A 24677-nucleotide genomic window follows, 5' to 3' on the forward strand; every position below is an offset into this window, starting at 1 on the left:
TGGGTGTGACGGGCGCAGACAGCGCAGGCGTGCCTTAGCGACGACCGGTGCCGATATAAGGCGTGGCGATCGGGGCGACCGAATTGCGGGACGTGCCGTTCAGAACGAAATCGGCGTTCTGGATGTTGTTGTCGCGGCGGTCGCTATCGATGGTGACAAGTTCTGCCAGCGTATAGTCAGAAGCGTTCACCCCCAGCTGTGCGGCAAGCTGGGCTTTGCCCTGACCATTGTGCGCGGCGGTCGTGCGGTTCTCGTGATTGAGGTAGTAATTGGCTTTGGCAACATCGCCATCGCGGCGGGCTTCGTTGATATTGTTCAGCTCGGCCGTGGTGAACTGTGCGCCATTGACCTGCAGCAGAGCCGCCAACTGGGCGTCATTGCTTTGTGCGGAGGCGATCCCTGCGGTTGCGGCGAAAAGGATGGCGGCGGTGGTCAGAACGGTTTTCATTGTCATTATCTCCAGTGATATGCCGGATCAGTGACATCCGGCGTTTGTTATGAGACATATCTAGCAATGTGCGATGAAATGCGTAATTCTAAAAAATAAGCCATTATATGTGCGTAAATACATATATCGCCCCTCTTGAAAGTGAACCGTAAAGTTCAAAAGGCCCCGGTGCGTGGACACCGGAGCCTTGGAGATCAGATTGTCTTCTGTTCAGCCGGCCGCGATCTTGTGCTCTTTTGCCGCCCGCCATGCCTTATCCGAGGGCGAGATGAAGGTGTAGAACATTGGCACCACGAAGAGGGTGAACAGTGTGCCGATGATCAGGCCCGAGAACATCACCACCCCCATCGCCTGACGGGCCGCAGCCCCTGCGCCTTCGGCGATGACCAGCGGAATCACCGCCAGCGCCATGGCGGCGGTGGTCATCAGGATCGGTCGCAGACGGGTGCGGGCGGCGGCGATGATCGCCTCGCGCCGTGACAGCCCGTGGTCCTCGCGCTGCTGGTTGGCAAATTCCACCATCAGGATGCCGTGCTTGGTGATCAGCCCGACAAGGGTGATCAGCCCGACCTGAGAATAGATGTTGAGCGTGCCGAGGCCCAGATTGAGTGGCAGGAGCGCCCCGAAGACCGTCATCGGCACCGTCATCAGGATGATGAAGGGGTCGCGGAAGCTTTCGAATTGCGCCGCCAGCACCAGATAGATCACCAGAACGGCGGCTGCAAAGGCGATGACGATGGTATTGCCCTGCGTGACCTCCAGCCGCGACTGGCCGGAATAGTCGATGAAGAAACCGTCGGGGATGGTCTCATTCGCGATCTTCTGGATCTCGGCCAGCCCCTCGCCGGTGGAGACCGTGGGCAGGGGCAGGGCGGTGATGGTCGAGGAATTCAACTGGTTGAACTGCTCGATTGCGGCAGAGCGCACGCCGCCTTCGATCTTCACGAGGGCCGATAGGGGCACCATCTCGCCGGTCGAGGCGCGCACGAAGTAATTGCCCAGCTCTTCGGGGTTTTCGCGGAAGCTGCGCGGCACCTGTGTGATGATGTCATAGCTGTTCGAGTCGCGGTCGAATTGCGCCACCGACCCGCCGCCAACAAGCAGGCCCAGCGTCTGGCCGATCTGGCTGATCGGCACATTCAGCGAGGCCGCGCGGTCGCGGTCGATGGTGACCTGCACTTCGGGCGCGTCGAAGCTTAGAGAGTTCTGCACGATGATGAACTTGCCCGATTGCATCGCTTTCTGGGTGATCTCTGCCGAGACCTCTGCCACGCGCGACGAGCTGTTCACGGATTGCAAGATTACCGAAATCGGCAAGCCACCGCCCGTGCCGGGCAGGGTGGGCGGAGCAAAGGCAAAGCCCTGCAACCCCGGTGATTTGTCCAGCCCCGCCTGAATGTCCTGCTGCACCTGAGCCTGTGACCGGTCACGGTCGGCCCAGTCCTTCAGTTGCCAGATTTCGATGCCTTGACCGTCATCCCCGCCAAACCCTGCAATCGAGAAGCTCTGCCGCACTTCGGGGATGTCTTTCGTATTGTCATCCACCTGCTTGATATAGGCCGAGGTATAGCGGTCGGTGGCGTATTTCGGCCCTTTCATGATGGCGAAAAGCGCGCCCTGGTCTTCGTCGGGGGCAAGTTCGCCCGAGGTTTTGGTGAACATGAACCCCGTGGTGCCCATGAGCACCCCCACGATCAGCAGCGTGACCCAGCGCAGGTTCAGCGACCCTGTCACGCGGCGCTCGTAAAAGCCCGCAAGTTTTTCGAAAACGCGGTCCACAAAGCCCTGAAACCCGCCGGCATGGCCCGATTTGAGGATGCGCCCCGACATCATCGGCGTGATGGTCAGCGCGATGATCCCCGACAGGATCACCGATCCGGCCAGCGTGAAGGCGAATTCGGTAAACAGCGCCCCTGTCAGCCCGCCGGTGAAGGCCAGAGGTGCCAGAACGGCGGCCAGAGTGATGGTCATGGCGATGACGGGGCCGGTGATCTCCTGCATGCCTTTGACGGCGGCGGGGATCGGCTTCATCCCGTCCTCGATATGGCGGTGGATGTTTTCCACCACCACGATGGCGTCATCCACCACAAGCCCGATGGCCAGAACCATCGCCAGCAGCGTCAGCAGGTTGATCGAATATCCCAGCGCCAGCAGAACCGCCATTACCCCCACCAGCGACAGCGGGATGGTGACGATGGGCATCAGCACCGAGCGCACAGAACCCAAGAACAGCAAGATCACCAGCACCACGATGATCACCGCTTCGGCAATCGTGTGGAAGACCTCTTCGATAGAGGCCGAGATGGTCTCGGTGGAATCATAGACGTTCTGGATTTCCATCCCCTCGGGCAAAGAGGCATTGATCGCGGGCAGCGCATCATGCACGGCCTGCGCGGTATCCAGCGGGTTGGCGGCAGGCGTCGGCATCACGCCGATAAAGGTGCCTGACTGACCGTTGAAGCTGACGATCTCGCCCGATTCATCCGAGGCCAGCTCGATCCGCGCCACATCGCGCAGACGGATCACACTATCGCCTTCCCCACGCAGGGGCAGGGCACCAAAGGCGTCGGGCGAAGACAGCGTGGATTTCAGCGTGATCGACTGGGTGTAGAAGTCGTTTTCGGTGGCCCCCGGTGCCGAAAGGAAGTTCGAGGCCTGAATCGCCGCAAGCACCTCGGCGGCGGTCACATTGCGCGCGGCCAGCTTCTTCGGGTCGATCCAGACGCGCATCGCATAGGTAGAGCCGCCGATGATCTGGATCTCGGCCACGCCCTGAATGGTCGACATGCGCGGACGGATCACGCGGTCCAGATATTCGGTCAGCTGCTCTTGCGTCATATTGGGGTTGGTCGCGGCCAGATACATCAGCGCGAAGGTCATCCCCGTGCCCTTGACGATCTGCGGGTCCTCCGCGCCATCAGGCAGATCCGAGCGTACCTGCTGCACCTTGGCCAGCACCTCGGTCAGCGCGACATCAGGGTCGGCGCCCAGTTTCATATTGACCGAGACGGTCGATACCGAAGGCCGCGACGACGAGGTCACGAAGTCGATATTCTCGGTGGTGGCCACGGCAGCAGCAATCGGCGCGGTGATAAAGCCCTGAATGAGGTCCGGCGCGGCCCCGGGATAGGTAGTGGTGACGGTCACCACCGTCTCATCCACCTCCGGATATTCGCGCACAGGCAGATTGAAGAAGGCCTGCGCCCCGATCAGCAGCATGAAGGCGCCGATGACCATCGACAGCACCGGCCGCCGGATGAAGATTTCGGTGAAATGCATGATCCGTCGTCCTTATTTCGAGGCTTCGGGTGCGATATCGCGGCCCGGATCGGCGGGGAGGGTCACCGAGTTGTCGATCGTGACGGGGGCGCCGGGGGTCAGGCGGTTCTGGCCGGCATTGACGACCTGATCACCGCTTTTCACGCCTTCGGTGATTTCCACCATGTCTCCCGAACGACGCCCCAGTTTGACGAAGACCTGACTGGCGATCTGGCGGGTCTCGCCGTCTTTGTCCTCGTCGCGCACGACATAGACGGAATCGCCATAAAGGCTGGAGGTCACGACCGTTTGCGGCAGGGCGATCACACCGGCTTGCGTGGGCAGGATAACCCGCACCTGCAGGAACTGGCCGGGTGTCAAAGCGCGGTCGTCATTGGAAATTTCGGCGCGCAGCCCGACCAGACGGGAGTTCGCGTCGATTTTGGGTTCGATCCCGATAATTTTTCCCGCTTTGGTGATGCCGCCCACTTCCGAGGTCACCTCGACATCCTGTCCGACAGAGACATTGCGCACCTGCTGTTCGGATAGCGTAAAATCGACATGCATCCTGGAGGCGTTCTGGAGCGTTGCATAGGGGGTGCCCACCGTTGCATATTCGCCCAGATCCACTTGCGGGATGCCGATCGTGCCGTCAAACGGTGCCAGAAGGCGTTTTGTCTCCAATGCGGCTTTCAGTTTCTGCACGGTGGATTGTGCGGTGGTCGCATCGGCGATGGCGCTATCGAGGGTGGACACCGCCGACACGCCACGCTCGTTCAGTTTCTGCGCCCGCTCCAGCGAGGTCTGCGCCAGTTCCAGCGAGGCTTCTGCGGCTGCCAGATCCGCCTTTTCCTGACGGTCGTCGATCTGCACCAGAAGCTGGCCTTTCTTGACGGTATCATTGGCCGCAAAGGTGATCTCGCGCACGATGCCCGCCGCTTCGATGGCAAGATCGGTGCCTTCTGCCGCATTGGCTGTGCCAATGGCTTCGATCCCCGGGGTCCATGTCACCGGCACGACCTTGGTCACCGATACAACGGCTGCGGGCTGCTGCATCGTGGCGAAGAACTGGCCGATCATTTTTTCGCGGAACAGGTTGAAACCGATAATACCGCCCGCAATGACTGCCAGCAAAAGGAGGGCAATAGCGGCGACGAGGAGTCTCTTGAACATGGTGGCTCCGATACGGCACAGGCGTGCACTAGACGAGAAGAGGTGAACTGTTCGGTTTAGTTAGGGTAACTTATTCCGATCACGTTTCGCTGAGCAAGCTTAAAATTGATCGGATGGGAGCACGCCGATTTTATGTGGCAAAAGTTGTCTCAGCCTGTCTTGCGTGCGCGGGCTTCATATTTCGTCAGCTTCTTAGTGCCAAAGTCGTGTAGTAACCTGCGTCACAAATGCATTAATGGACCATTGAGGCCATCTATGCGATGCTGCAGGTGCAGCATCGTTTAGGTCGCATCTAGTATTGGAAAGGTGCCCCATGTTTTTCGACCCTTTGGCTTCGGCTTCTTTGCCCATCGAGACGGCTTGGCTTAGCTGGGAGGCTCAAGCCGTGATCGCGATGCGTCTCGCCGGTATGGCAGGGCTCTGGCATGCCGCCCCCGACGAGATGACCCGTATGGTCACCGAAAAAATCGACGCGGGATTCGAGGCGACGGAGGCGGCCACCCGCACCGTTTTCTCCGGCGGCACCATGGATCAGGCTATGCGCGCTGTGGTGCGGGAATTCAGTCGCCATACTGCTGATAACGTGCAGCGACTGTCCAAGCTTGGCCCCGCACAGGTTTTCTGACCACGCGCAGCGCGCGAGCCAGACGTTTTTGAACGGTCCATGAAACCCATGGGCCGTTTTTGCGTTCTGCCTGTAATCACAGGAGATCGCTTGAATGTCAGTTACATTTGCCCAGACAGAGACACCTGAGGATGAGGCGCGGCATGGGGCGAACCTTGCTGCGACGCGGGTGCCCTTCCGCCGTATCTATGTGGTCGCCAACCCGAATTCGGGGCAGAATTCGCGCACGCGGGAGCCGATCGAAGCCGCGCTGAATGTGTTCGGGGACGAGGCGAAACTCTATCGTTGGGAGCCGGATCACGAAGTTTCCGAGACGGTAGATCGCGCCATTGCCGATGGGGCAGAGTTGATCGTTGCGGCAGGGGGGGACGGGACAGTGATGGCCGTCGCACAAGCCATGCTTGGAAAGGGTGTGCCGATGGCGGTGCTTCCTCTTGGCACGTTCAACTTCTATGCGCGGGGGCTACGGTTTTCGGAAGACGCGACGGAAGCTGCGCAACAGATCCTCAAAGGCGAGACGCGGGAGATCCAGGTTGGTTCTGTTGATGGGCGGGTGTTCCTGAACAATGCTTCTTTAGGGATCTATCCGAAAATCCTGAAAGCGCGCGAGGCGATCTATGCCCGTTGGGGGCGGCACCGGATGGTGGCCTATTGGTCTGTAATCAGGACTTTCCTGAAATTCCAGAAACCTATGAAAGTGGATTTTCAGACGGAAGATCTAGCCGATACGCGCGCGACGCCGCTGATTTTCGTCGCGCGTTCGGCCTACCAGTTGGATTTCTTCGGGTTGCGGGGGGCGCGCGCGATCACCGATGACAAATTCGCGGTCTTGATTGCCAAGGGGGAAAACCGGATGCAGCTGTTCCGCCTTGCATGGCGTCTGGTGACGCGGCAGGTCCGCGAAGGGCGGGACTATGATGTGCTGCGCTGTCGCGAATTCACGGTCGGTCTGCGGGGGAAACGTCGTGCGCTTCTGGCTTTCGATGGGGAAAAGGCGCGGATGGAATCGCCATTTGCGTTCCGCATGCATCCGGACCTGTTGACCATCGTGCTACCGGAGGAGAAAGAGCAGGAGGCGGCATGAGACGCATTCTGCATCTGTCGGATCTGCATTTCGGTAAAATCGACCCGCGGCTGGAGCACCCTTTGTTGCGCAAGATCGCGGAGCTGGAGCCCGATCTGGTGATCGTCTCGGGCGATTTTACCCAGCGGGCGAGGCGTCGGCAATTTGCGCAAGCGCGGGCCTTTCTGAACCGGATCAAGGCACCGGTTCTGGCTGTGCCGGGCAATCATGACACGCCGCTGGATAATATCTTTGTCCGCTTCGTGACGCCGTGGAGACGCTACCGGCAGGCCATTGACCGCGAGCTGGAACCCGAATGGCGTGACGCCAAGATACATGTGATCGGGGTGAATACCGTGAACCGCTTCAAATGGCAGCGTGGCCGGATTTCGTCGCATACGATCCGGCGGGTCTGTTCCCGTTTTTCTTCCGTCTCGCGGGAGGTACTGCGCATTGTCGTCATGCATCATCCGTTGGAACACGGGCGGGAAACCGACAAGAAACTGATGGAGGGGGCGTCAAAGGCGCTGAAACGGTTGTCCCGATGCGGGGCGGATATTGTTCTGTCAGGGCATTTGCATGAGGGGTCTGCCGCCCCCTTTCATGCCGCCCCCGGGCTGCTGTTCGTACAGGCCGGAACGGGGCTGTCGACCCGGTTGCGCGGAACTCCCAACATGTTCAATATGCTGGACTATTACATGACGGGGGAGGTCTCGATCACCCGCTTTTTCTCCGGCGCGGATGGCCAGTTTGTGGCGCAGGATCGGCGGCATTTCCGTAAAAACGGATCGGACTGGGCCGAGCTTGCACGCCCGAGTGCTGCGGAGACCCCGTCCTATCAGCTGATCCGCTCTGTCGCCTGCGAGCTTTAAGCTTTCCGGTTTTGGTTTAACCTCGTGTTAACCATCTGCGATCCAAACTGGAAACCTCCGTCAGATCTGGGAGGGCACCATGCAACGCGGCCGGAAGTCTCTTGTTTTTGCAGGACTGTGTCTGGCCCTCGCGGGGTGTGGTGCCCAACCTGCGCCGCAGTTCTTCGGGGCCGAGCGTCACGATATCACGCTGGAGGGAATCCGTTTTGTCGTATTCGATCGGGGGGGCGATGCCGAAGTCATCCGGCTTGGCTATCTGCGCTTGCGCGAAAGGGACAGGGTTCCGGCCCTGATGCGGCAGGCGGTCGAGGTGAGCACGGGGTGCAAGGTCGCGGGCCCCTCGACGGGGCCCTTGCGTTCGCCCTCATTGCCCGGAGATACCGGTGAGGCCCGTTTCCGCCTGCAATGCTAGTGGGTTCAGGCCGTTCAGGCGATGAAATCGCGCACGATCTGCTCGAATTCGCGCGGTTTCTCGGCATGAAGCCAATGCCCCACACCGTCAATCTTGGCCATCGTGTTATGCGGGAACAGCCTGTCGATTGTCGGCTGATAGCTAGGCTGCACGTAATCGGACGCCCCGCCATAGACAAACAGCGTCTCGCCGGTGAAAGCGCCGGATAACTCGGGGAAGCCCACGATCTTGCCCATCTCCGCTTCCAGCACGTCCAGATTGAGCTTCCAGTGCGGCGGTGTCGATTTCAGGTCCAGAGATTGCAGCAGAAAAGCCCGAACCGCCTCGCTTCCGACGGTGTGCGACAAGCGCCGATTGGCTTCGGAGCGGAGCGTCAGCCCGTCCAGATCCAGCCCTTTCATGGCCTGAATGAGCGAATCCTGCGAGTGCTGATAGGCAATCGGCGCCACATCCGCCACGATCAGCCGGTTGACCAGATCGGGGCGGGTCAGGGCCAGTACCATAACCGCCTTGCCCCCCATCGAATGGCCGAGCACATCCATTTTGCCGCCATTGGCCTCGATCACTTTGGCGATATCTTCGGCCATGTCGAAATAGCTCTGGCTGTCCTGCCAGGGACTGTCACCATGATTGCGTTGGTCAACGGCAAAGACTTCCCGAGCGTCTGACAGACGCTTTTGGATCACGCCCCAGTTACGGGCGGAACCGAAGAGGCCATGAACGATCAGAAGCGGGGGCTGCCCCGTGGGGCTGCCTTGAGAAAGCGTGTTTAACATGCGCATATAGCTAGCGCGCGGATTGCCGCTGCGCCAGCGGTTTCATCGCTTGTTCCTGCACAGTCAGGGGGCTAGCTTGCGCAGATAAAGGAGGCCTGCGATGAACCCTGCCGATTTCCAGAGTAAGCTGGACCATGTGTCAAAGCTCCTGGCCACGCGCCTTGGGGCGAAGGGCGCCACCCTGAGCGACCGGATCAACCATCGCGCCCGTGCGCTGCCGCGTCGTGTGCGGGTGGCTGCGCGCGAGTTGGCCGCGTCGGAGGTGCTGATGGGAGCCCCCAAACTGATGCGGCAGGTTGACGAGAAGGCGACCGAGCGGAACTATCGGCTATGCGTCAAATATCTCGAGCCGCTCGGTTCCGAGCAACGTCTGGTGCAAGGGGTGATGAAGGTCGTGACGGGGGTGGTGTTTGTCATCGTCATGACGGGCGGTGCGATGTTGGCTTGGGCGGTTGCGCACGGAAACCTCTGACCTGCCCTGCGTATGAAAACCCTATGCATGAAAAAGGCCTCGGAAAAACCGAGGCCTTTTCTATTGTGCCAAACCGGATCAGAGGTTCGGATAGAGCGGGAATTTGGCGCACAGAGCCGCCACTTCCTCGCGGACAGCCGCTTCCACGGCCTCGTTGTTCTCTTCGCCATTGGCGGCCAGACCATCGACGACCTTCACGATCATGCGGGCGATCTGACGGAACTCTTCTTCCTTGAAGCCGCGGGTGGTGCCTGCGGGGGTGCCCAGACGAACGCCCGAGGTCACGGTCGGCTTTTCGGGGTCGAACGGCACGCCGTTCTTGTTGCAGGTGATATGCGAACGGCCCAAGGCTTTGTCGGTCGCATTGCCCTTTACGCCTTTCGGGCGCAGGTCAACCAGCACGACATGGGTGTCGGTGCCGCCGGTGACGATGTTCAGGCCACCTTTCATCAGCTCGTCCGACAGCGCTTGCGCGTTCTTCACGACCTGCTCGGCATAGACCTTGAATTCGGGGCGCAGAGCTTCACCGAAGGCAACCGCTTTCGCCGCGATGACATGCATCAGCGGGCCACCCTGAATGCCCGGGAAAATGGCCGAGTTGATCTTCTTGGCGATCGCCTCGTCATTGGTCAGGATCATGCCGCCGCGCGGGCCGCGCAGGGTTTTGTGGGTCGTGGTGGTCGCCACATCGGCATAGGGGAAGGGCGAGGGGTGCTGACCGCCGGCCACGAGGCCTGCGAAGTGGGCCATATCGACCATCAGCAGCGCGCCCACGGAATCGGCGATCTCGCGCATTTTCGCAAAATCGACCTGACGCGGAATGGCCGAACCACCGGCGATGATCAGCTTCGGCTTATGCTCGTTGGCCAGTTCCTGGATCTGGTCATAGTCGATGCGCTCGTCCTGACGGCGCACGCCATACTGGATCGCGTTGAACCATTTGCCCGACTGGTTGGGCTTGGCGCCGTGGGTCAGGTGGCCGCCTGCATCCAGCGACATGCCCAGAATGGTGTCGCCCGGTTGCAGCAGCGCGGTGAACACGCCCTGGTTGGCCTGGCTGCCCGAATTCGGCTGCACGTTGGCGAATTCACAGCCGAACAGCTGCTTGGCGCGCTCGATGGCGAGGTTTTCGGCCACATCGACGAATTCGCAGCCGCCATAATAGCGCTTACCCGGATAGCCTTCGGCATATTTGTTGGTCAGAACGGAGCCTTGGGCTTCCATCACGGCTGCCGAGACGATGTTCTCGGAGGCGATCAGTTCGATCTCGTCGCGCTGGCGGCCAAGCTCGTTGCGGATCGAGCCAAACAGCTCGGGGTCACGGGTTTCGAGGCTCTCGGTGAAGAAGCCTGCATCACGCTGTTCGGTCATCTCTCGGATCTCCCGGGTAAGGAATTTTCGTGCATCGTTTATCGCAGAAAATCTCCGGCGGAAAGCGCTATAGGCGACAAATATGCGACGAATGGCGGCAGGTGCGGGCTTTGTTCGGGGATTGTCTTGTCTTTCCTTTTGGAGCTTGATCTATCTTCCGACCGAATAGAGGAGAGGGCAGGTGGGCGTTCGAGACAAAATCCATTTCACGGCTTCCCGTGGGGAGGTCGCCCAGTCGGCTCTCAAGATGCTGCTTGATGTCTATGGGCAGACCCCGATTGCAGAGGCCAATGTGATTGTGGCTCTGGGGGGGGACGGGTTCATGCTGCAGACGCTGCATGAGGGGTTGAACCTGCCGGTCTATGGGATGAATCGCGGCACGGTCGGCTTTTTGATGAACCAGTTCTCGGCCGAGGATCTGAACGACAGGCTTGCGCTGGCCGAAGAGGCGGTGATCCATCCGTTGTCGATGACGGCGCAGACTGCCGATGGCGAAATCCACAAAGCTTTGGCAATCAACGAGGTTTCGCTTTTGCGTGCAGGGCCGCAGGCCGCGAAATTGCGGATTTCGGTCAATGGTCGCGTGCGGATGAACGAGTTGATCTGCGACGGGGCGATCCTGTCGACGCCTGCCGGTTCGACCGCCTATAACTATTCCGCGCATGGTCCGATCCTGCCGATCGGGGCGGGGGTGCTGGCCCTGACAGGGATTGCCTCCTTCCGTCCGCGTCGATGGCGCGGGGCGATTTTGCCCGATGCGGCCAAGGTGCGGTTCGAGGTGCTGGAACCGATGAAACGCCCCGTGATGGCGGATGCCGATTCACGTTCGGTGCAGCCCGTCAAATGGGTCGAGGTCGAACTGGAAAACCGCGTGTCGCACCGGATTCTTTTCGATCCGGGGCATGGGTTGGAAGAGCGGTTGATGAACGAGCAATTCGCCTAAGTCGGCTCTTCGCCGGTGGTCTTCCAGGCCTCGAGCTTCCGGTAGAGGGTCGAGGGCGCAATATGCAGCCCCCGTGCGACCTGCGGTACGGAATGGTCATTCTGGCTCAGGCGGTATTCGATGATTCTCCGCTCGATCTCCGCAAGGCTTTGCCCGTCGAACATCGACAGCTCATTGCCGCCCGACATATCACCCATATGCGTTCCGTCAGATGTCGAGAGCATATCCGCTGTCAGATCCGGTCCGCAATTCAGAATAACCGCCGAGCGGATCATGTTCATCAGTTCCCGCACATTGCCGGACCAATATGCCGATTTCAGCCGTTGCAGGGCCTGCGGCGTGATGCGCGTGAAGTTGCGTTGCTCCTGCGCGGAGAATTCTGTCAGGAAGTGCTCTGCCAAAGCAGGGATGTCTTCCGACCGGTTGCGCAGGGGTGGAATATGGATGGCCACCACGCAGAGCCTGTAAAACAGATCAGAGCGTAGCTTGCCCTGTTCCACCGCCTCTTGCGGCGGAATATCCGAGGCGCTGATGATCCTGAGGTCAACTTTCCGCTCTTCGGCAGCGCCTACGGGCCGTACCCTCTGGGTCTGGAGAAACCGCAGCAACTTGCCCTGCAAGGCGGGGTCCAGTTCGGTCAGCTTGTCCAGAAACAATGTGCCGCCATCGGCGCGCATGGCGGCCCCTGCATGGTCGGTAATCGCGCCCGGCAAGGCCCCGCGCATATGGCCGAACAGTTCGGAATCGAAACGGTCCTGACGTATGGCCGAACAGTCGAAGACCACAAACGGATTGCTCGCACGGGGCGATAGAAGATGGATGGCTTCAGCGCAGATTTCCTTGCCGGTCCCTGATTCTCCGACGATAAACACCGATGCATCGGACGCCGCCGTCTGCCGGATACGGTCATAGAGCTTAAGCATTTCCGGCGCATGGCCGATAAAGGCCCCCACCGCGCCGGAATGTGCCGCATCGCGTGTCAGCGGCCTGATCTCGCGGGCATGGGACAAGGCGCGCGACACAACCGATTGCAGTCGCGCTTCACTGACCGGTTTGGTGAGATAGTCAAACGCTCCGGCACGCATCGCGGTTACGGCGCGTTCGGGCGAACGTTCTGCGGTGATGACAATGATCTGGGTATTGGGCGCCAGCCGCAGCAGACGATCAATCAACTCCATGCCGTCGCCGTCGGGCAGCATCAGATCCAGCAGCACAATCGAGAACGGTTTCTGGGTAAAAAGCGACAGTGCCTGCTTGGCGGTATCAACGATATGCGCTGTCAGCCCCATTTTCTGCACATGCGAGGCGTACACGAGTTGGAGGCTTGAAATATCCTCGACAATCAGGACTTCAGCAGCATCGAAAAATGGCTTTGATGAGGGCGTGGGCACAATGGGCATCATTCCAATTTTTCTTCTGTTTGCTTGTATTTGTGGCGGTCAATTATTTCGTATAGCGCAACAATCTGTTTCCGCATATCTCTGATTTCCCTAGGGACACCCATAGCGGGGATTTCCGCCACCCGAAGCTCAATTTCTTGTGCAATCTCATGGCTCTCTGCCAAATCGGGCCGCAGTTTCCGTATGTGGGCCTTACAAAAAAGGCTCCGGACTGCGGGGAAAAGAAATGCGGTCCGCGCGTCCGGCCGATCTGCCGGACCGCAGGGACAGTCTGTTGCAGGGGAAGTTGCCGCATATCGGGGCTGTTCGGAGGGCGGCATATCTGTCGTGAGATGCCGAGTCGACGCGGCAGGGGCCGCTTTCCCGACATGGTTCAGCGCGGGCTGCGTAAAACGAGGGCGACTGGAAAGGGGCCGTTGCAGGTGAAGCCGTTGGTCGAACACGGCTGCGTCCATCCCGTCTGCTTCATAATGACACCCCAAGGTTTTGTAATTGGTTCTATATTTCAAACGCTGCAAGCGCCGCTTTCCGGCGGCCCGATGGTGTTTTTGCGTATGGGGAATGCCATGCCACATCCGTTGCGAGCCGTGCTTGGCACGGTTCGCGGCCTGATTCCCGCGCAGGCCTTGCGGCTGCGGCAAAGAGGGGGGGCAAGGAAGCGTTTCTGAACTGGCTCGATGTGTCATCTGTGTGCGAACAAAAGAATCTGTTCTACACGTCGTAACGGAAAGGTCTTTGAAAACAGTTACTAATCAAGGAAGCTGAATATTTTCGCCAAGGCGAGGGGCTTTGGCGCAGGGCGCGCCAAAGCCGGTTTGTCCGTATCAGGCCGATTTCGGCAGCCCCAAGACGTGCAGCGCCTCGGCAATTTCGGTCAGCACCGAAGGGTCGTCGATGGTGGCAGGCACATTATAGGGCATGCCATCGGCAATCTTGACCATCGTGGCCCGCAAGATCTTGCCGGAGCGCGTCTTCGGCAGCCGGTCCACCACGCAGGCGGTCTTGAAGGCGGCAACGGGGCCGATCTTGTCCCGCACCAGACCGAGACATTCGCGGATGATCTCGCTATGGGGGCGCGTGCACCCCGCGTTCAGGCACAAAAAGCCCAGCGGCATCTGGCCCTTCAGCGCATCCGATACCCCGACCACCGCACATTCCGCCACGTCGGGATGGGAGGCAAGAACCTCTTCCATCGCACCGGTGGACAAACGGTGGCCCGCCACGTTGATCACGTCATCCGTGCGCGCCATGATATAGACATAGCCGTCCTCGTCGATATAGCCCGCATCGCCGGTTTCGTAATAGCCGGGGAAGTGGTCCAGATAGCTCTTGCGGAAACGTTCTTCGGCATTCCAAAGCGTGGGCAATGTTCCGGGCGGCAGCGGCAGCTTGATTGCGATCGCGCCCAGCTCGCCTTGCGGCAGCGGGTTGCCCTCGTCATCCAGAATATGGATGTCATAGCCCGGCATCGGGACCGAGGGGCTGCCCAGTTTGGTCGGCAGAGTCTCGATCCCGATCGGATTCGCGGCAATCGCCCAGCCGGTTTCGGTCTGCCACCAGTGATCGACCACCGGCACGCCAAGATGTTTCTGCGCCCATTCCACCGTGGCCGGATCGGCACGTTCGCCCGCAAGGAACAGGGCTTGCAGGTCATGCAGTTTGTAGCGGCGGATCCATTCCCCATCGGGGTCTTCGCGGCGAATGGCCCGCAAGGCCGTCGGGGCGGTGAAGAAGCTCTTGATGCGCTGGTTCTGGATGATGCGCCAGAATACGCCCGGATGCGGGGTGCCCACCGGCTTGCCCTCGAAGACCACCGTGGTGGCGCCCGCCAGAAGCGGCCCGTAGCAGATATAGCTGTGGCCCACGACCCAGCCCACATCGGACGCCGCCCAGAAACGGTCGCCTGCTTCGATGTTGTAGATGTTTTTCATCGTCCATTGCAGGGCGACAAGATGGCCGCCCGTTGCACGGATAACCCCTTTGGGTTGGCCGGTCGTGCCGGAGGTATAGAGGATATAGGCGGGGTGGTTGCCCTCCACCGGAACGCATTCCGCCGGCTTGGCACCATACTGGAAACCGTGCCAGTTGAAATCGCGCCCTTCGATCAGCTTGGCGACCTCTTGTTCGCGTTGCAAGATGACACAGAATTCCGGCTTATGGGTCGCCTGCTCGATCGCCTGATCCAGAAGCGGTTTGTAATGGACCACGCGATTGGGTTCGAGGCCGCAGCTTGCCGCGATGATCGCCTTGGGGGTGCAGTCATCAATCCGGACGGCCAGTTCGTTGGCGGCAAACCCGCCAAACACGACCGAGTGGATCGCGCCCAGACGGGCCACCGCCAGCATCGCCACAAGGGCTTCGGGGATCATCGGCATATAGATGATGACGCGGTCGCCCTTTTCGACACCACGCATGCGCAGCGCGCCGGCAAGTGACGCGACGCGGTTCTGGAGTTCTTTATAGGTAATGCCTTTGGTGGAATGGGTGATCGGGCTTTCATGCTGGATCGCAATCTGGTCTCCCCGACCGGCTTCGACATGGCGGTCGACCGCGTTCCAGCAGGTGTTCACCATGCCGTCGTTGAACCACTCGTAAATCGGAGCTTTCTCGTCAAAAAGTGCTTTGCTGGGGCGTTTGTCCCAATCGATTGCCTGAGCGGCCTGCATCCAGAACGTATCCGGATTCGCTTTCCAGCCGTCATAGACATCTTTGTAGTTCATGATTTCCTCCTCCTACCTTAGTCTTTGTTAGGGTGAGGAATGAAATCGGGCAATATTGTTACCGCTGAAGCTGCCGGAATGCCGAAAAAATTTGCATATTTTAGCGCATCAATGGGGCAATAGTTTGCAAATGCAGCCTCGCGGTAGGGTTTAATCGCAGAATTTGAATAAGTTTGCAAAAATCTGGCAAAAAATAAGCGGGGAGTCTTGCGACACCCCGCTCTATGGTCTGGCTTGACAAGGTGCCTAGCTGTAATGCGCCACCGGTGTTCCCGCGATGGCCGACATGTTCAACAGGCCGCGCGTGGTGATGGATGGCGTGACGATATGGGCCTTGTTGCCCATCCCCATCAGAAGCGGGCCGACTTCAAGGCCATTCGCTTTCATTTTAAGGATGTTGCGCACACCCGATGCGGCATCGGTATTGGCGAAGACCAGAATATTCGCCGAGCCTTTCAGCCGCGAACCGGGCAGAAGGCGGTCGCGGACGGTTTCGTCCAGTGCCGCATCCACATGCATTTCGCCTTCGAAGCAGAAGTCCACTTCGCGCGCTTCCAGCAGGTTCATCGCCTCGCGCATGCGCTGCCCCGAGTCGGTGTCGAGATTGCCGAACTGGCTATGCGAGCACAGGGCGATCTTGGGCTCCAGACCGAAGCGCCGCACGTGACGGGCCGCGCCAATCGCGGTTTCCATGATCTGCATCGGCGTCGGCATGTGGTGCACATGGGTGTCGGCAATGAACAGCGGCTCGTCCTCGAGGATCATCAGCGACAACGCCCCGACCGGATGCAGCCCCCCGCGCGCCAGAATCTCGCGCACATATTTCAGGTGCCAGCCGAACTGGCCGAAGGTGCCGCAGATCATCGAGTCGGCTTCGTTGCGATGCACCATCACCCCCGCAATCGCGGTGGTATTGGTGCGCATGATGGCCCGTGCCAGATCGGGGGTGATGCCGCGCCGCGCCATGATATCGTGATAGGTGCCCCAGTAATCGCGGTAACGCGGGTCGTTTTCGGGGTTCACGATCTCGGTCTGGTTGAGATCCAGCGTCAGCCCTGCGCGCTCGCAGCGCATCTGCATCACATCCGGACGCCCGATCAGGATCGGCGTATCGGTGGTTTCCTCGATCATCGCCTGAGCGGCGCGCAGCACGCGCTCGTCCTCGCCCTCGGCAAAGACGATCCGGCGCGAGGCCTGTGCGGCGGCCTCGAAGACCGGACGCATCAGCAGGGCGGATTTGAAGACCGACCCGTCGAGCTTTTGCTTATAGGCTTTGATGTCGGGCAGCGGGCGCTCGGCGACGCCGGTTTCCATCGCGGCACCGGCCACGGCGGTGGCAACGATCCCCATCAGGCGCGGATCGAACGGTTTCGGGATCAGGTAATCCGGCCCGAAGGTCAGTTTTTCCCCCTGATAGGCGGCTGCCGCCTCGGCAGAGGTGGTGATGCGCGCCAGTTCCGCGATGCCTTCGACACAGGCGATCTTCATCGCGTCATTGATCTCGGTCGCCCCCACATCCAGCGCACCGCGGAAGATGAAGGGGAAACAGAGCACGTTATTGACCTGATTGGGATAATCCGACCGGCCCGTGGCCATGATCGCATCGGGCGCCACGTCGCGCACCTCTTCGGGCATGATCTCGGGGGTCGGGTTGGCCAGCGCAAGGATGATCGGCTGCTTGGTCATGCGGCTGACCATTTCGGCCTTGAGAACGCCCGGACCGGAAAGCCCAAGGAACAGATCCGCCCCGTCGATCACCTGATCCAGCGTGCGCAGATCGGAGGCCTGCGCATAGGCCGCCTTATGCGGGTTCATGTCTTCCTGACGGCCTTCATAGACCAGCCCGTTCAGGTCGCAGAGCCAGACATTCTCTCGCTTCACGCCAAGCTTGAGCAGCATGTTCAGGCAGGCGATCCCCGCTGCACCGCCGCCGGTCGAGACGATCTTGATGTCTTCGAATTTCTTGCCCGCAATTTTCAGCGCGTTGGTCACGGCAGCCCCGACCACGATCGCCGTGCCGTGCTGGTCGTCGTGGAAGACCGGAATATTCATCCGCTCGCGGCAGATTTTTTCGACGATGAAACAGTCGGGGGCCTTGATGTCTTCAAGGTTGATCGCGCCGAAGGTGGGCTCCATCGCGCAGACGATATCGGCCAGTTTCTCGGGATCGGATTCGTTCAGTTCGATATCGAAACAGTCGATATTGGCGAATTTCTTGAACAGGACGGCCTTGCCTTCCATCACCGGTTTCGAGGCAAGCGCCCCGATATTGCCCAACCCCAGCACGGCGGTGCCGTTCGAGACCACCGCCACGAGGTTGCCGCGTGCGGTATAGCGCGCGGCGTCACGCGGTTCGGCCTTGATTTCAAGGCAGGCCTCTGCCACGCCGGGGCTATAGGCGCGGCTGAGGTCGCGACCGTTCGCCATCGGCTTGGTCGCGCGGATCTCCAGCTTACCGGGTTTGGGGAATTCGTGATAGTCGAGCGCCGGATGGCGCGGCTTGTCGGACCGGATGTCTTCCATTCTTGCCTCCGATGAGAGTTGGTTTGGTATTAAACTATTTCTTTTGCGGTGGAAATGGCTGCAATGCTCCTTTGTCGGGCTTATACTCGGCTGTCTATCACTTCGCTGTGCGTCGCGTGATGGCATAGGGGGAGGGTGCAGGGGGAAGATGCGGGCCGAAACGCCAGCCCTTGCATCGCTGCCACGCTCGGCGCAGACTCCGTGAAACGATGCCCCTGAACGATGCCTGCCTGAGCCGGAGATTATACCATGTCGCTCCTTGATGCTGCCCGTAATGTCCGGGAAAATGCCTATGCTCCCTATTCCAGATTCAAGGTCGGGGCGGCAATCCGCTCGGTCTCGGGGGCCGTCTATGTTGGGGCGAATGTCGAGAATGTCGCCTATCCCGAAGGCACCTGCGCCGAGGCGGGCGCGATTGCGGCCATGATCGCGGCAGGCGAGACGGAGCTGGCCGAGGTCGCGGTAATCGCCGACAGCCCGACACCGGTGCCGCCCTGTGGCGGCTGTCGTCAGAAACTGGCCGAATTCGGCAGCATGACCACACCTGTCACGCTTGCGACCCTGTCCGGCAAAGAACTGCGGACCACGATTGGCGAACTGCTGCCGGGCCAATTCGACAAGAGCCATATGGACAACGCCTGATGGATGCGCGGCGGGTGATCGAGGCCGTTCGCGATGGCGAGGGTCTGAGCGTGGAAATGGCCGAGTGGTTCACGCGCGGGCTGGTCGATGGGTCGGTCGGGGATGCGCAGGCCGGAGCCTTCGCGATGGCGGTGCTGTGTCGCGGGGTCGGGGAGGCAGGGCGCGTGGCGCTGACCGAGGCGATGCGTGACAGTGGCAAGGTCATGCGCTGGGATCTGGGCGGGCCGGTGGTGGACAAACATTCGACCGGTGGCGTGGGCGATTGCACCTCGCTGCTCTTGGCGCCCGCGCTGGCGGCCTGCGGGGCCTATGTGCCGATGATCTCGGGGCGGGGGCTGGGTCATACGGGGGGCACGCTGGACAAGCTGGAAGCCATTCCGGGCTATAGCGTCAATCCCGACGAGGAAAGCTTCCGCGATCTGGTGGCCGCAGTGGGATGTGCTATCGTGGGGGCCAATGACCGGATCGCCCCTGCCGACAAGCGGCTTTACGCGATCCGCGATATTTCCGGAACTGTGGAGAGTATCGATCTGATCACAGCCTCGATCCTGTCGAAGAAACTTGCGGTGGGTCTGGATGCGCTGGTGCTGGATGTGAAGACCGGCTCGGGGGCGTTTATGGCGGGGCAGGATCAGGCCGTGGCGCTGGCGCGGGCCTTGGTGGATACGGCCAATGGGGCAGGGTGCAAGACCTCGGCGCTGATCACCGATATGAACCAGCCGCTCTGTTTTGCGGCGGGCAACGCGCTCGAGATCATCGAAGTCATGCAGACCCTGACCGGCTCGCAGGTCAACGAGGCGCTCTGGGATGTGGTCTCGGCGCTCGGGGGCGAGGCGCTGATGCTTGCGGGGCTTGCCCGCACCGCCGAGGATGGCGCGGCGCGGATCGATCAGGCGCTGGAAAGCGGGCGTGCGGCAGAGGTATTTGGCCGGATGGTGGCAGGGCTTGGCGGGCCGATTGATTTTGTCGAGCATTATCTCGACCGTCTGCCCTCCGTGCCTGTCATGCGCCCCGTGCCCGCGCCGAGGCGTGGATATGTGGCAGCGATCGACACACGGGCCTTGGGCGAGGTCGTGGTGCATCTGGGCGGTGGGCGGTTGCGCGCCGGTGACAGGATCAATCCCGGTGTCGGGCTGTCCAGTCTTGCAATGATCGGCGAGGACCGCGAACCGAACGAGCCGCTGGCGATGGTCCATGCCCTGAATGCCGAGGCCGCCGAGCGTGCGATTGCCCGTGTGCAGGCGGCCTATCACCTTGCGGAGGGCGCGCCCGAAGAGCCGCCCCTGATCCATGAGAGGATCGTCTGATGTCACGTGCGTTTCTGATTGTCATGGACAGTGTCGGCATTGGCGGTGCACGCGATGCCGCGTCCTTCTTCAATGACGGTCGGCCCGATACGGGCGCCAATACCGTGGCCCATATCGCGCAGGCCTGCGCCGAGGGCCGTGCCGAAGAGGGGCGCAGCGGTTTTCTGCATATGCCCGCGTTGGACCGCTTGGGGCTCGGGGCGGCGGTGCGTCTGGCCTCGGGCGCGGCGACGCCGGGGCTGGAGGCGGTGCCAGAAGGGGCGTGGGGGGCGGCCAACGAGGTCTCGAAGGGCAAGGATACGCCCTCGGGCCATTGGGAGCTTGCCGGTGTGCCCGTGCCGTGGGACTGGGGATATTTCCCCGACAGGCAGAACAGCTTTCCCCCCGATCTGGTCGCATTCGTGGCGCAGGCTGCGGGCACGGACGGTCTTTTGGGAAACTGCCATGCCTCGGGGACCAATATCATCGAGGAATTGGGGGATGCGCATATCCGCAGCGGCTGGCCGATTTGCTATACATCCGTGGATAGCGTGTTCCAGATCGCCGCGCATGAGACACATTTCGGGCTCGACCGGCTGTTGCAGCTGTGTCAGGACATCGCCCCCCGCCTGCATGCGATGAAAATCGGGCGGGTCATCGCGCGCCCCTTCACGGGCGAGAACGGGCAGTTCCTCCGGACCCCGAACCGGCGTGATTTCGCGATCGAACCGCCCGCGCCCACGCTTCTGGACTGGGCCTATGAGGCAGGGCGCGTGACCCATGCCATCGGCAAGATCGGCGATATCTTCAGCCATCGCGGCATTACCCATCTGCATAAGGGCAAGGGGGATGCCGATCTGATGGAGCATCTCCTGCGGCTGGGGGCGGAGGCCGAAGACGGCAGCCTGACCTTTGCCAATTTCGTCGAGTTTGACAGCCTTTGGGGGCATCGCCGCAATGTGTCGGGCTATGCGCGTGCGCTGGAATGGTTCGACCAGGGGGCCGCGCGTTTTCTCAAGACGCTGCGTCCAGGTGATCTGGCGATTTTCACCGCCGATCATGGCAATGATCCGACATGGGCCGGCACGGACCACACCCGCGAACGGGTGCCGGTGCTGGCCGCCGGTCTGGGGGCGGCACGGCTGGGACAGTTGGCCTTTGTCGACGTGGCCGCCACGCTTGCCGCGCATCTGGGCGTTCCTGCGCAAGGGGCGGGGCGGAGTTTTCTAACTCAAACCGGCCTGAAGGCCGTGCTGTAGCCGCACGCTGGGCCGCCGATATCATCCACAGGGAACACCATAAGAAGGAGAGGCCAATGGGCCAGCATCTCACCATCGTTGATCATCCGCTTGTCAAACACAAGCTGACGCTCATGCGGAAGGTCGACACCTCGACCGCATCCTTTCGCCAGCTCCTGCGCGAGATCAGCCTGCTTCTGGCCTATGAGGTCACGCGCGATCTGGAACTGACCTCGGTCACCATCCAGACACCGCTGCAGCCGATGGAGGCCCCGATCCTCGAGGGCAAGAAGCTGGCGCTTGTGTCGATCCTGCGGGCGGGTAACGGGCTGCTGGATGGCATCCTCGAACTGATCCCCGCCGCGCGTGTGGGCTTTGTGGGCATGTATCGCGACCCCGAAACGCTACAGCCGGTGGAATATTACTCGAAGCTGCCCAATCTTCTGGAAGAGCGGATGACCATCGTGGTCGATCCGATGCTGGCCACGGGGAATTCCTCGGTGGCCGCTATCGATCTGGTCAAGAAAAAGGGCGCTAAAAACATCATTTTCCTGTGCCTTCTGGCCGCCCCCGAAGGGGTTGCGCGGATGAAAGAGGCCCATCCCGACGTGCCGATTGTCACAGCCGCGCTGGACGAGTGCCTGAACGATCATGGCTATATCGTGCCGGGGCTAGGGGATGCGGGTGACCGTATCTTTGGCACCAAATAAGCCATTTGGGTGCTTTACTTGCGGCGCGTCCTGATTCATCTTTAGGTAACTTCTATTCCGGGGATGGTATATGCGTATGGGCCGCTGGTTAACGAGCACTCTGATCCTTGCGGTTCTGGGGACAACCGGAGCCGCTTTCGCACAGGATGGCGCCCCTTCGGAACTGCCGCCTGCCTCGTTCAAGGGGCGGCAATATGTGGACAGTCAGGGCTGTGTCTTCGTGCGGGGGGGCTTTGGCAATGCGGTGCGCTGGGTGCCGCGGGTCAACCGTGACCGTACGCCGGTATGCAATTACAAACCCACATTCGGCGGCAGCGAGAAGGTGCTGGATATCGCCAAATCCGTGCCGGAAGCCCCGAGCGCGCCCGCAGTCCCTGTCGCGCCTGTCCTGCCCAAGGCCAGCGTTGTTGCCGCGGCCCCCAAACCCAGCCCGAAAGCCGATGCGCTTGCAGGCTATTCTGACGGGAATGCGCTGCATCGGGCTTTGACCGGCGCTCCGATGCGGACCATCGCCCTGACCACGACGCCGCCGAAAATCGGCCTGTCGGCGGCCAAGGTCCAGACCATTCCGACAGCCGGTGCCGTGCGCACGGCCCCTGTGGCGATGCCGGTCGCACCGGTTGTGCCAAGCACGGCAGTGGCGGCGCAGGGCTATGTCTCGCCCTATATGGTGGAGGGAGCGCCCGCGGCTGTGACGATTGCCAGCACCGAAATTCTGTCCGGTCAGGCGACGAACTGCCCCAATCGCCCCGCACAGGCGACGCGCTACCGTCTGAGCGACGGGCGCAGTGTCCTACGGTGCGGTGCGCCTGCACAGGATCCGGCGGCGTTTATCAATACCGCCAATATCGGCAATCTGACGATCCGGCCCGCCGCGTCGACGGGCGGCTACCAGTCACCCTATGTGGCAGGCGGTGTGGCGCCGGCGCCGGTTTCGGTGGCAGGCAATGGTCGGGCCAGGGTCAACCATAACGTCACCCGACTGCCTGCGGCGATGCCTGTGGCGGCACCCGTGACGGTTTCGCCACAGCAGGCCTATGCGGCCAGCTCGCCCTATGCCATCCCGCGGGAAGTCTATGTGAAAACGCCCAATGCGCCTGTCAGCCTTGCGCCGGTGGCCATAGCAACGTCCAATTCCAACGGCTACGCGCCGGCCTTCGATGATGGACGCCTGAACCCGTTCCGTGGGCCGCGCAGTCGCAGCGGGGACGCGCAGATGCAGCAGCTTTGGGACGATTCCGTGCCTGCCAAGCTGATCCGCTATCCCGCAAGTGGGGCTGCCGTGCCCGCGCAGACGGTTCAGGTCTCGGTCTCGTCGAAATCGCCGTCTGCGCAGGCCTCTGCCCCCGCCTCTTCGCGGGCGGTGGCGCCGTCGGGCCGGTTCGTTCAGGTGGGCACCTATGCCGAGGCCTCGAATGCGGAGGCTGCCAAGGCCCGCCTGCGCGCGCGTGGTCTGCCGGTGGCGGCCAGCCGGACGGCGAAAGGTCTGGTTGTGGTCTATGCCGGACCCTTCGACAGGGCGGCCCTTGCGGGGGCTTTGGGAACGGCGCGCCGTGCGGGCTTTGCCGACGCCTATATCCGCTAGGCACCGGACACCCGTTTCAGGACGTCCAGAGCCGGTCCGGAGAAGGGCCGGCTTCTTTTATGGCGGAGAGGCCCGGTCAGGGGGACGCGATCAGGGGGGCGCGGTCAGGGTTACTCGGTGGTGCAGATGTCCTGCAACGCGACCCATTGGCCGTCCTCCAGAAGGGGCGCCGGTGCGGGCGCGCCCTTGAACGGATCGGCTTCGATCAATGGCAGGACCTTCTCGCCCGAAGGGTCAACCGCATAGGCATAAGGGGTCGAAGAGACGCCGACGCTTTCGAATTCTTTCAGAAGCGGAGGGATCTGGGGCAAGGGTTGCGACTGCTCAAGGATCACTCCGTCATATCCGGTGAGGTCATCCTTATCCAGAGCTCCCGTGGTCAGCAGGCGGAAGGCGGCACGAATGCCCGCCCAGTCCAGCAGGCTGCGCAGCGGATCATGTTCCTGTGCATAGACCTTCGCGGCCAGCACAGAGCCTACCGCCACTTCGGGTGTGTCATAATTGTTGAGCATATCCTGCCCCATCACGACGATACCACCCGGCAACCATCGCACCCCGTTGATGCCTTTGGGCAGAACGGCAATGCCCGAAACACCCGGAATGCGCGCGCTCAGGCGGCGCAGCGCGTCATTGCCTGCCTCACCGCCGCAGGGTGCCCCCGTTTTGCGGACCAGATCGCGCAGGATATGCTGGCCGATCTCGTGGCGGGTCGGGGCCGGAGCCACACCCGCGGCATGGCTGATCAGGGCGCTTGGCAGCCAGAACACCGCCGCCCCAACCACTGCAACCGCCAGCGTGACATACAAGATCCCCCGCAGCCGTCCGGGATGGGGCATGCGCGAGGCAATCACATGATGCACCCGCTCGATGGCCTCGACCAATGTGTCGTCGTCAATCTCCAGCCGCTCTTCGGTGTCTTCGGTGGGCGCGTAAAGGGCAGGGCGCTTGCCGGGGTTGAGCCGGACCACAGCGGGCAGGGACCAATGCGCGATAAAGCGGGAGTCCTTGATATCCGAAAGTACGATCGAGGCACGCCCGAAGGACACCACGACTTCTTGCGCGGGCGCATCGGAGGTTTGCATCCAGCGGCCAGTGGCCTCCAGGCGATCATATTTCGGTAGGGAAACCATCTGCTACGTTTCTGTTTTTGTCATTTTGTC

General features: G+C 61.2%; 20 protein-coding genes. 11 read left to right on the plus strand and 9 right to left on the minus strand.

Annotation, left to right across the window (positions count from 1 at the left end; translation table 11 throughout):
• Window positions 1-34: 34 nt before the first annotated feature.
• The 3 genes from WDB86_RS12525 to WDB86_RS12535 form a co-directional block, all read right to left on the minus strand.
• Window positions 35-448, minus strand: coding sequence for a hypothetical protein (locus WDB86_RS12525; RefSeq protein WP_339108172.1), 414 nt, complete (start codon window positions 446-448; stop codon window positions 35-37).
• Window positions 449-658: 210 nt separating this feature from the next.
• The gene (locus tag WDB86_RS12530) at window positions 659-3727 is read right to left on the minus strand and encodes an efflux RND transporter permease subunit (protein WP_406736072.1); all 3069 of its coding nucleotides are present in this window, start codon (window positions 3725-3727) and stop codon (window positions 659-661) included.
• Window positions 3728-3739: 12 nt separating this feature from the next.
• Entirely contained in the window at window positions 3740-4879 is a 1140-nt protein-coding gene (locus tag WDB86_RS12535) for an efflux RND transporter periplasmic adaptor subunit (RefSeq protein ID WP_406721265.1), read from the minus strand.
• A 313-nt stretch (window positions 4880-5192) separates the two neighbouring features.
• Here WDB86_RS12535 and WDB86_RS12540 point away from each other — a divergent pair, with 313 nt between their 5' ends.
• From WDB86_RS12540 to WDB86_RS12555, 4 genes are all read left to right on the plus strand, one after another.
• Window positions 5193-5504: an antibiotic ABC transporter gene (locus WDB86_RS12540; protein ID WP_339108169.1), complete on the plus strand. Its 312-nt coding sequence runs from the start codon at window positions 5193-5195 to the stop codon at window positions 5502-5504.
• Window positions 5505-5598: 94 nt separating this feature from the next.
• The gene (locus tag WDB86_RS12545) at window positions 5599-6588 is read left to right on the plus strand and encodes a diacylglycerol/lipid kinase family protein (RefSeq protein WP_406736073.1); all 990 of its coding nucleotides are present in this window, start codon (window positions 5599-5601) and stop codon (window positions 6586-6588) included.
• Window positions 6585-7439 carry a metallophosphoesterase family protein gene (locus WDB86_RS12550; protein ID WP_406736074.1) on the plus strand — a complete coding sequence of 285 codons (855 nt, stop codon included), beginning with the start codon at window positions 6585-6587 and terminating at the stop codon, window positions 7437-7439. Before WDB86_RS12545 ends, WDB86_RS12550 begins: the two co-directional genes overlap by 4 nt.
• Window positions 7440-7518: 79 nt before the next feature.
• Window positions 7519-7851 carry a hypothetical protein gene (locus WDB86_RS12555; RefSeq protein ID WP_339108166.1) on the plus strand — a complete coding sequence of 111 codons (333 nt, stop codon included), beginning with the start codon at window positions 7519-7521 and terminating at the stop codon, window positions 7849-7851.
• A 14-nt stretch (window positions 7852-7865) separates the two neighbouring features.
• Here the strand turns inward: WDB86_RS12555 and WDB86_RS12560 are convergent, their stop codons facing one another.
• Complete coding sequence (locus tag WDB86_RS12560; protein WP_406736075.1) at window positions 7866-8627, minus strand: alpha/beta fold hydrolase; 762 nt, start codon at window positions 8625-8627, stop codon at window positions 7866-7868.
• Between the two features lie 100 nt (window positions 8628-8727).
• Here WDB86_RS12560 and WDB86_RS12565 point away from each other — a divergent pair, with 100 nt between their 5' ends.
• A complete protein-coding gene (locus tag WDB86_RS12565) occupies window positions 8728-9099 on the plus strand; it encodes a hypothetical protein (RefSeq protein ID WP_406736076.1) in 372 nt (123 codons plus the stop codon).
• A 78-nt stretch (window positions 9100-9177) separates the two neighbouring features.
• Here WDB86_RS12565 and glyA read toward each other — a convergent pair whose 3' ends face one another.
• On the minus strand, window positions 9178-10470 hold the full coding sequence (glyA, locus tag WDB86_RS12570; RefSeq protein ID WP_339108163.1) for a serine hydroxymethyltransferase: 1293 nt from the start codon (window positions 10468-10470) through the stop codon (window positions 9178-9180).
• Window positions 10471-10651: 181 nt separating this feature from the next.
• Between glyA and WDB86_RS12575 the strand changes: the two genes are divergently transcribed.
• A complete protein-coding gene (locus tag WDB86_RS12575; RefSeq protein ID WP_339108162.1) occupies window positions 10652-11413 on the plus strand; it encodes an NAD kinase in 762 nt (253 codons plus the stop codon).
• On the opposite strand, the gene WDB86_RS12580 is transcribed toward WDB86_RS12575, so the two are convergent.
• From WDB86_RS12580 to WDB86_RS12590, 3 genes are all read right to left on the minus strand, one after another.
• Window positions 11410-12816 carry a sigma-54-dependent transcriptional regulator gene (locus WDB86_RS12580; protein ID WP_406736077.1) on the minus strand — a complete coding sequence of 469 codons (1407 nt, stop codon included), beginning with the start codon at window positions 12814-12816 and terminating at the stop codon, window positions 11410-11412. The two genes, WDB86_RS12575 and WDB86_RS12580, sit on opposite strands and share 4 nt — an antisense overlap.
• A gap of 821 nt (window positions 12817-13637) precedes the next feature.
• A complete protein-coding gene (locus WDB86_RS12585; RefSeq protein ID WP_406736078.1) occupies window positions 13638-15533 on the minus strand; it encodes a propionyl-CoA synthetase in 1896 nt (631 codons plus the stop codon).
• A gap of 246 nt (window positions 15534-15779) precedes the next feature.
• Window positions 15780-18056 (minus strand): NADP-dependent malic enzyme, encoded by a 2277-nt coding sequence (locus tag WDB86_RS12590; RefSeq protein ID WP_339108159.1) that lies wholly within the window; start codon window positions 18054-18056, stop codon window positions 15780-15782.
• A 249-nt stretch (window positions 18057-18305) separates the two neighbouring features.
• On the opposite strand from WDB86_RS12590, the gene WDB86_RS12595 reads away from it, so the two are divergent.
• The 5 genes from WDB86_RS12595 (at window position 18306) to WDB86_RS12615 (ending at window position 23517) form a co-directional block, all read left to right on the plus strand.
• Window positions 18306-18698, plus strand: a complete 393-nt coding sequence (locus WDB86_RS12595; protein ID WP_339108158.1) for a cytidine deaminase — start codon at window positions 18306-18308, stop codon at window positions 18696-18698.
• Entirely contained in the window at window positions 18698-20005 is a 1308-nt protein-coding gene (locus WDB86_RS12600) for a thymidine phosphorylase (RefSeq protein ID WP_339108157.1), read from the plus strand. Before WDB86_RS12595 ends, WDB86_RS12600 begins: the two co-directional genes overlap by 1 nt.
• Entirely contained in the window at window positions 20005-21243 is a 1239-nt protein-coding gene (locus WDB86_RS12605; protein WP_406736079.1) for a phosphopentomutase, read from the plus strand. The genes WDB86_RS12600 and WDB86_RS12605 overlap by 1 nt, the downstream gene beginning before the upstream one ends.
• 56 nt (window positions 21244-21299) lie before the next feature.
• Window positions 21300-21932, plus strand: coding sequence for a uracil phosphoribosyltransferase (gene upp, locus WDB86_RS12610; RefSeq protein ID WP_339108155.1), 633 nt, complete (start codon window positions 21300-21302; stop codon window positions 21930-21932).
• Between the two features lie 76 nt (window positions 21933-22008).
• Window positions 22009-23517 (plus strand): SPOR domain-containing protein, encoded by a 1509-nt coding sequence (locus WDB86_RS12615; protein WP_406736080.1) that lies wholly within the window; start codon window positions 22009-22011, stop codon window positions 23515-23517.
• A gap of 110 nt (window positions 23518-23627) precedes the next feature.
• Here the strand turns inward: WDB86_RS12615 and WDB86_RS12620 are convergent, their stop codons facing one another.
• Window positions 23628-24647 carry a hypothetical protein gene (locus WDB86_RS12620; RefSeq protein ID WP_339108153.1) on the minus strand — a complete coding sequence of 340 codons (1020 nt, stop codon included), beginning with the start codon at window positions 24645-24647 and terminating at the stop codon, window positions 23628-23630.
• Window positions 24648-24677 lie beyond the last annotated feature (30 nt).

Origin of the sequence: Thioclava sp. GXIMD4215 (assembly GCF_045291555.1) — a bacterium.
In the GTDB taxonomy this organism is placed as follows: Bacteria; Pseudomonadota; Alphaproteobacteria; order Rhodobacterales; family Rhodobacteraceae; genus Thioclava; species Thioclava litoralis.

Bases quoted from the DNA above. Each gene is read 5' to 3' on its own strand.
- WDB86_RS12525 (WP_339108172.1), bottom strand. From the start codon at position 448: ATGAAAACCGTTCTGACCACCGCCGCCATCCTTTTCGCCGCAACCGCA.
- WDB86_RS12530 (WP_406736072.1), bottom strand. From the start codon at position 3,727: ATGCATTTCACCGAAATCTTCATCCGGCGGCCGGTGCTGTCGATGGTC.
- WDB86_RS12535 (WP_406721265.1), bottom strand. From the start codon at position 4,879: ATGTTCAAGAGACTCCTCGTCGCCGCTATTGCCCTCCTTTTGCTGGCA.
- WDB86_RS12540 (WP_339108169.1), top strand. From the start codon at position 5,193: ATGTTTTTCGACCCTTTGGCTTCGGCTTCTTTGCCCATCGAGACGGCT.
- WDB86_RS12545 (WP_406736073.1), top strand. From the start codon at position 5,599: ATGTCAGTTACATTTGCCCAGACAGAGACACCTGAGGATGAGGCGCGG.
- WDB86_RS12550 (WP_406736074.1), top strand. From the start codon at position 6,585: ATGAGACGCATTCTGCATCTGTCGGATCTGCATTTCGGTAAAATCGAC.
- WDB86_RS12555 (WP_339108166.1), top strand. From the start codon at position 7,519: ATGCAACGCGGCCGGAAGTCTCTTGTTTTTGCAGGACTGTGTCTGGCC.
- WDB86_RS12560 (WP_406736075.1), bottom strand. From the start codon at position 8,627: ATGTTAAACACGCTTTCTCAAGGCAGCCCCACGGGGCAGCCCCCGCTT.
- WDB86_RS12565 (WP_406736076.1), top strand. From the start codon at position 8,728: ATGAACCCTGCCGATTTCCAGAGTAAGCTGGACCATGTGTCAAAGCTC.
- glyA (WP_339108163.1), bottom strand. From the start codon at position 10,470: ATGACCGAACAGCGTGATGCAGGCTTCTTCACCGAGAGCCTCGAAACC.
- WDB86_RS12580 (WP_406736077.1), bottom strand. From the start codon at position 12,816: ATGATGCCCATTGTGCCCACGCCCTCATCAAAGCCATTTTTCGATGCT.
- WDB86_RS12585 (WP_406736078.1), bottom strand. From the start codon at position 15,533: ATGAACTACAAAGATGTCTATGACGGCTGGAAAGCGAATCCGGATACG.
- WDB86_RS12590 (WP_339108159.1), bottom strand. From the start codon at position 18,056: ATGGAAGACATCCGGTCCGACAAGCCGCGCCATCCGGCGCTCGACTAT.
- WDB86_RS12595 (WP_339108158.1), top strand. From the start codon at position 18,306: ATGTCGCTCCTTGATGCTGCCCGTAATGTCCGGGAAAATGCCTATGCT.
- WDB86_RS12600 (WP_339108157.1), top strand. From the start codon at position 18,698: ATGGATGCGCGGCGGGTGATCGAGGCCGTTCGCGATGGCGAGGGTCTG.
- WDB86_RS12605 (WP_406736079.1), top strand. From the start codon at position 20,005: ATGTCACGTGCGTTTCTGATTGTCATGGACAGTGTCGGCATTGGCGGT.
- upp (WP_339108155.1), top strand. From the start codon at position 21,300: ATGGGCCAGCATCTCACCATCGTTGATCATCCGCTTGTCAAACACAAG.
- WDB86_RS12615 (WP_406736080.1), top strand. From the start codon at position 22,009: ATGGGCCGCTGGTTAACGAGCACTCTGATCCTTGCGGTTCTGGGGACA.
- WDB86_RS12620 (WP_339108153.1), bottom strand. From the start codon at position 24,647: ATGGTTTCCCTACCGAAATATGATCGCCTGGAGGCCACTGGCCGCTGG.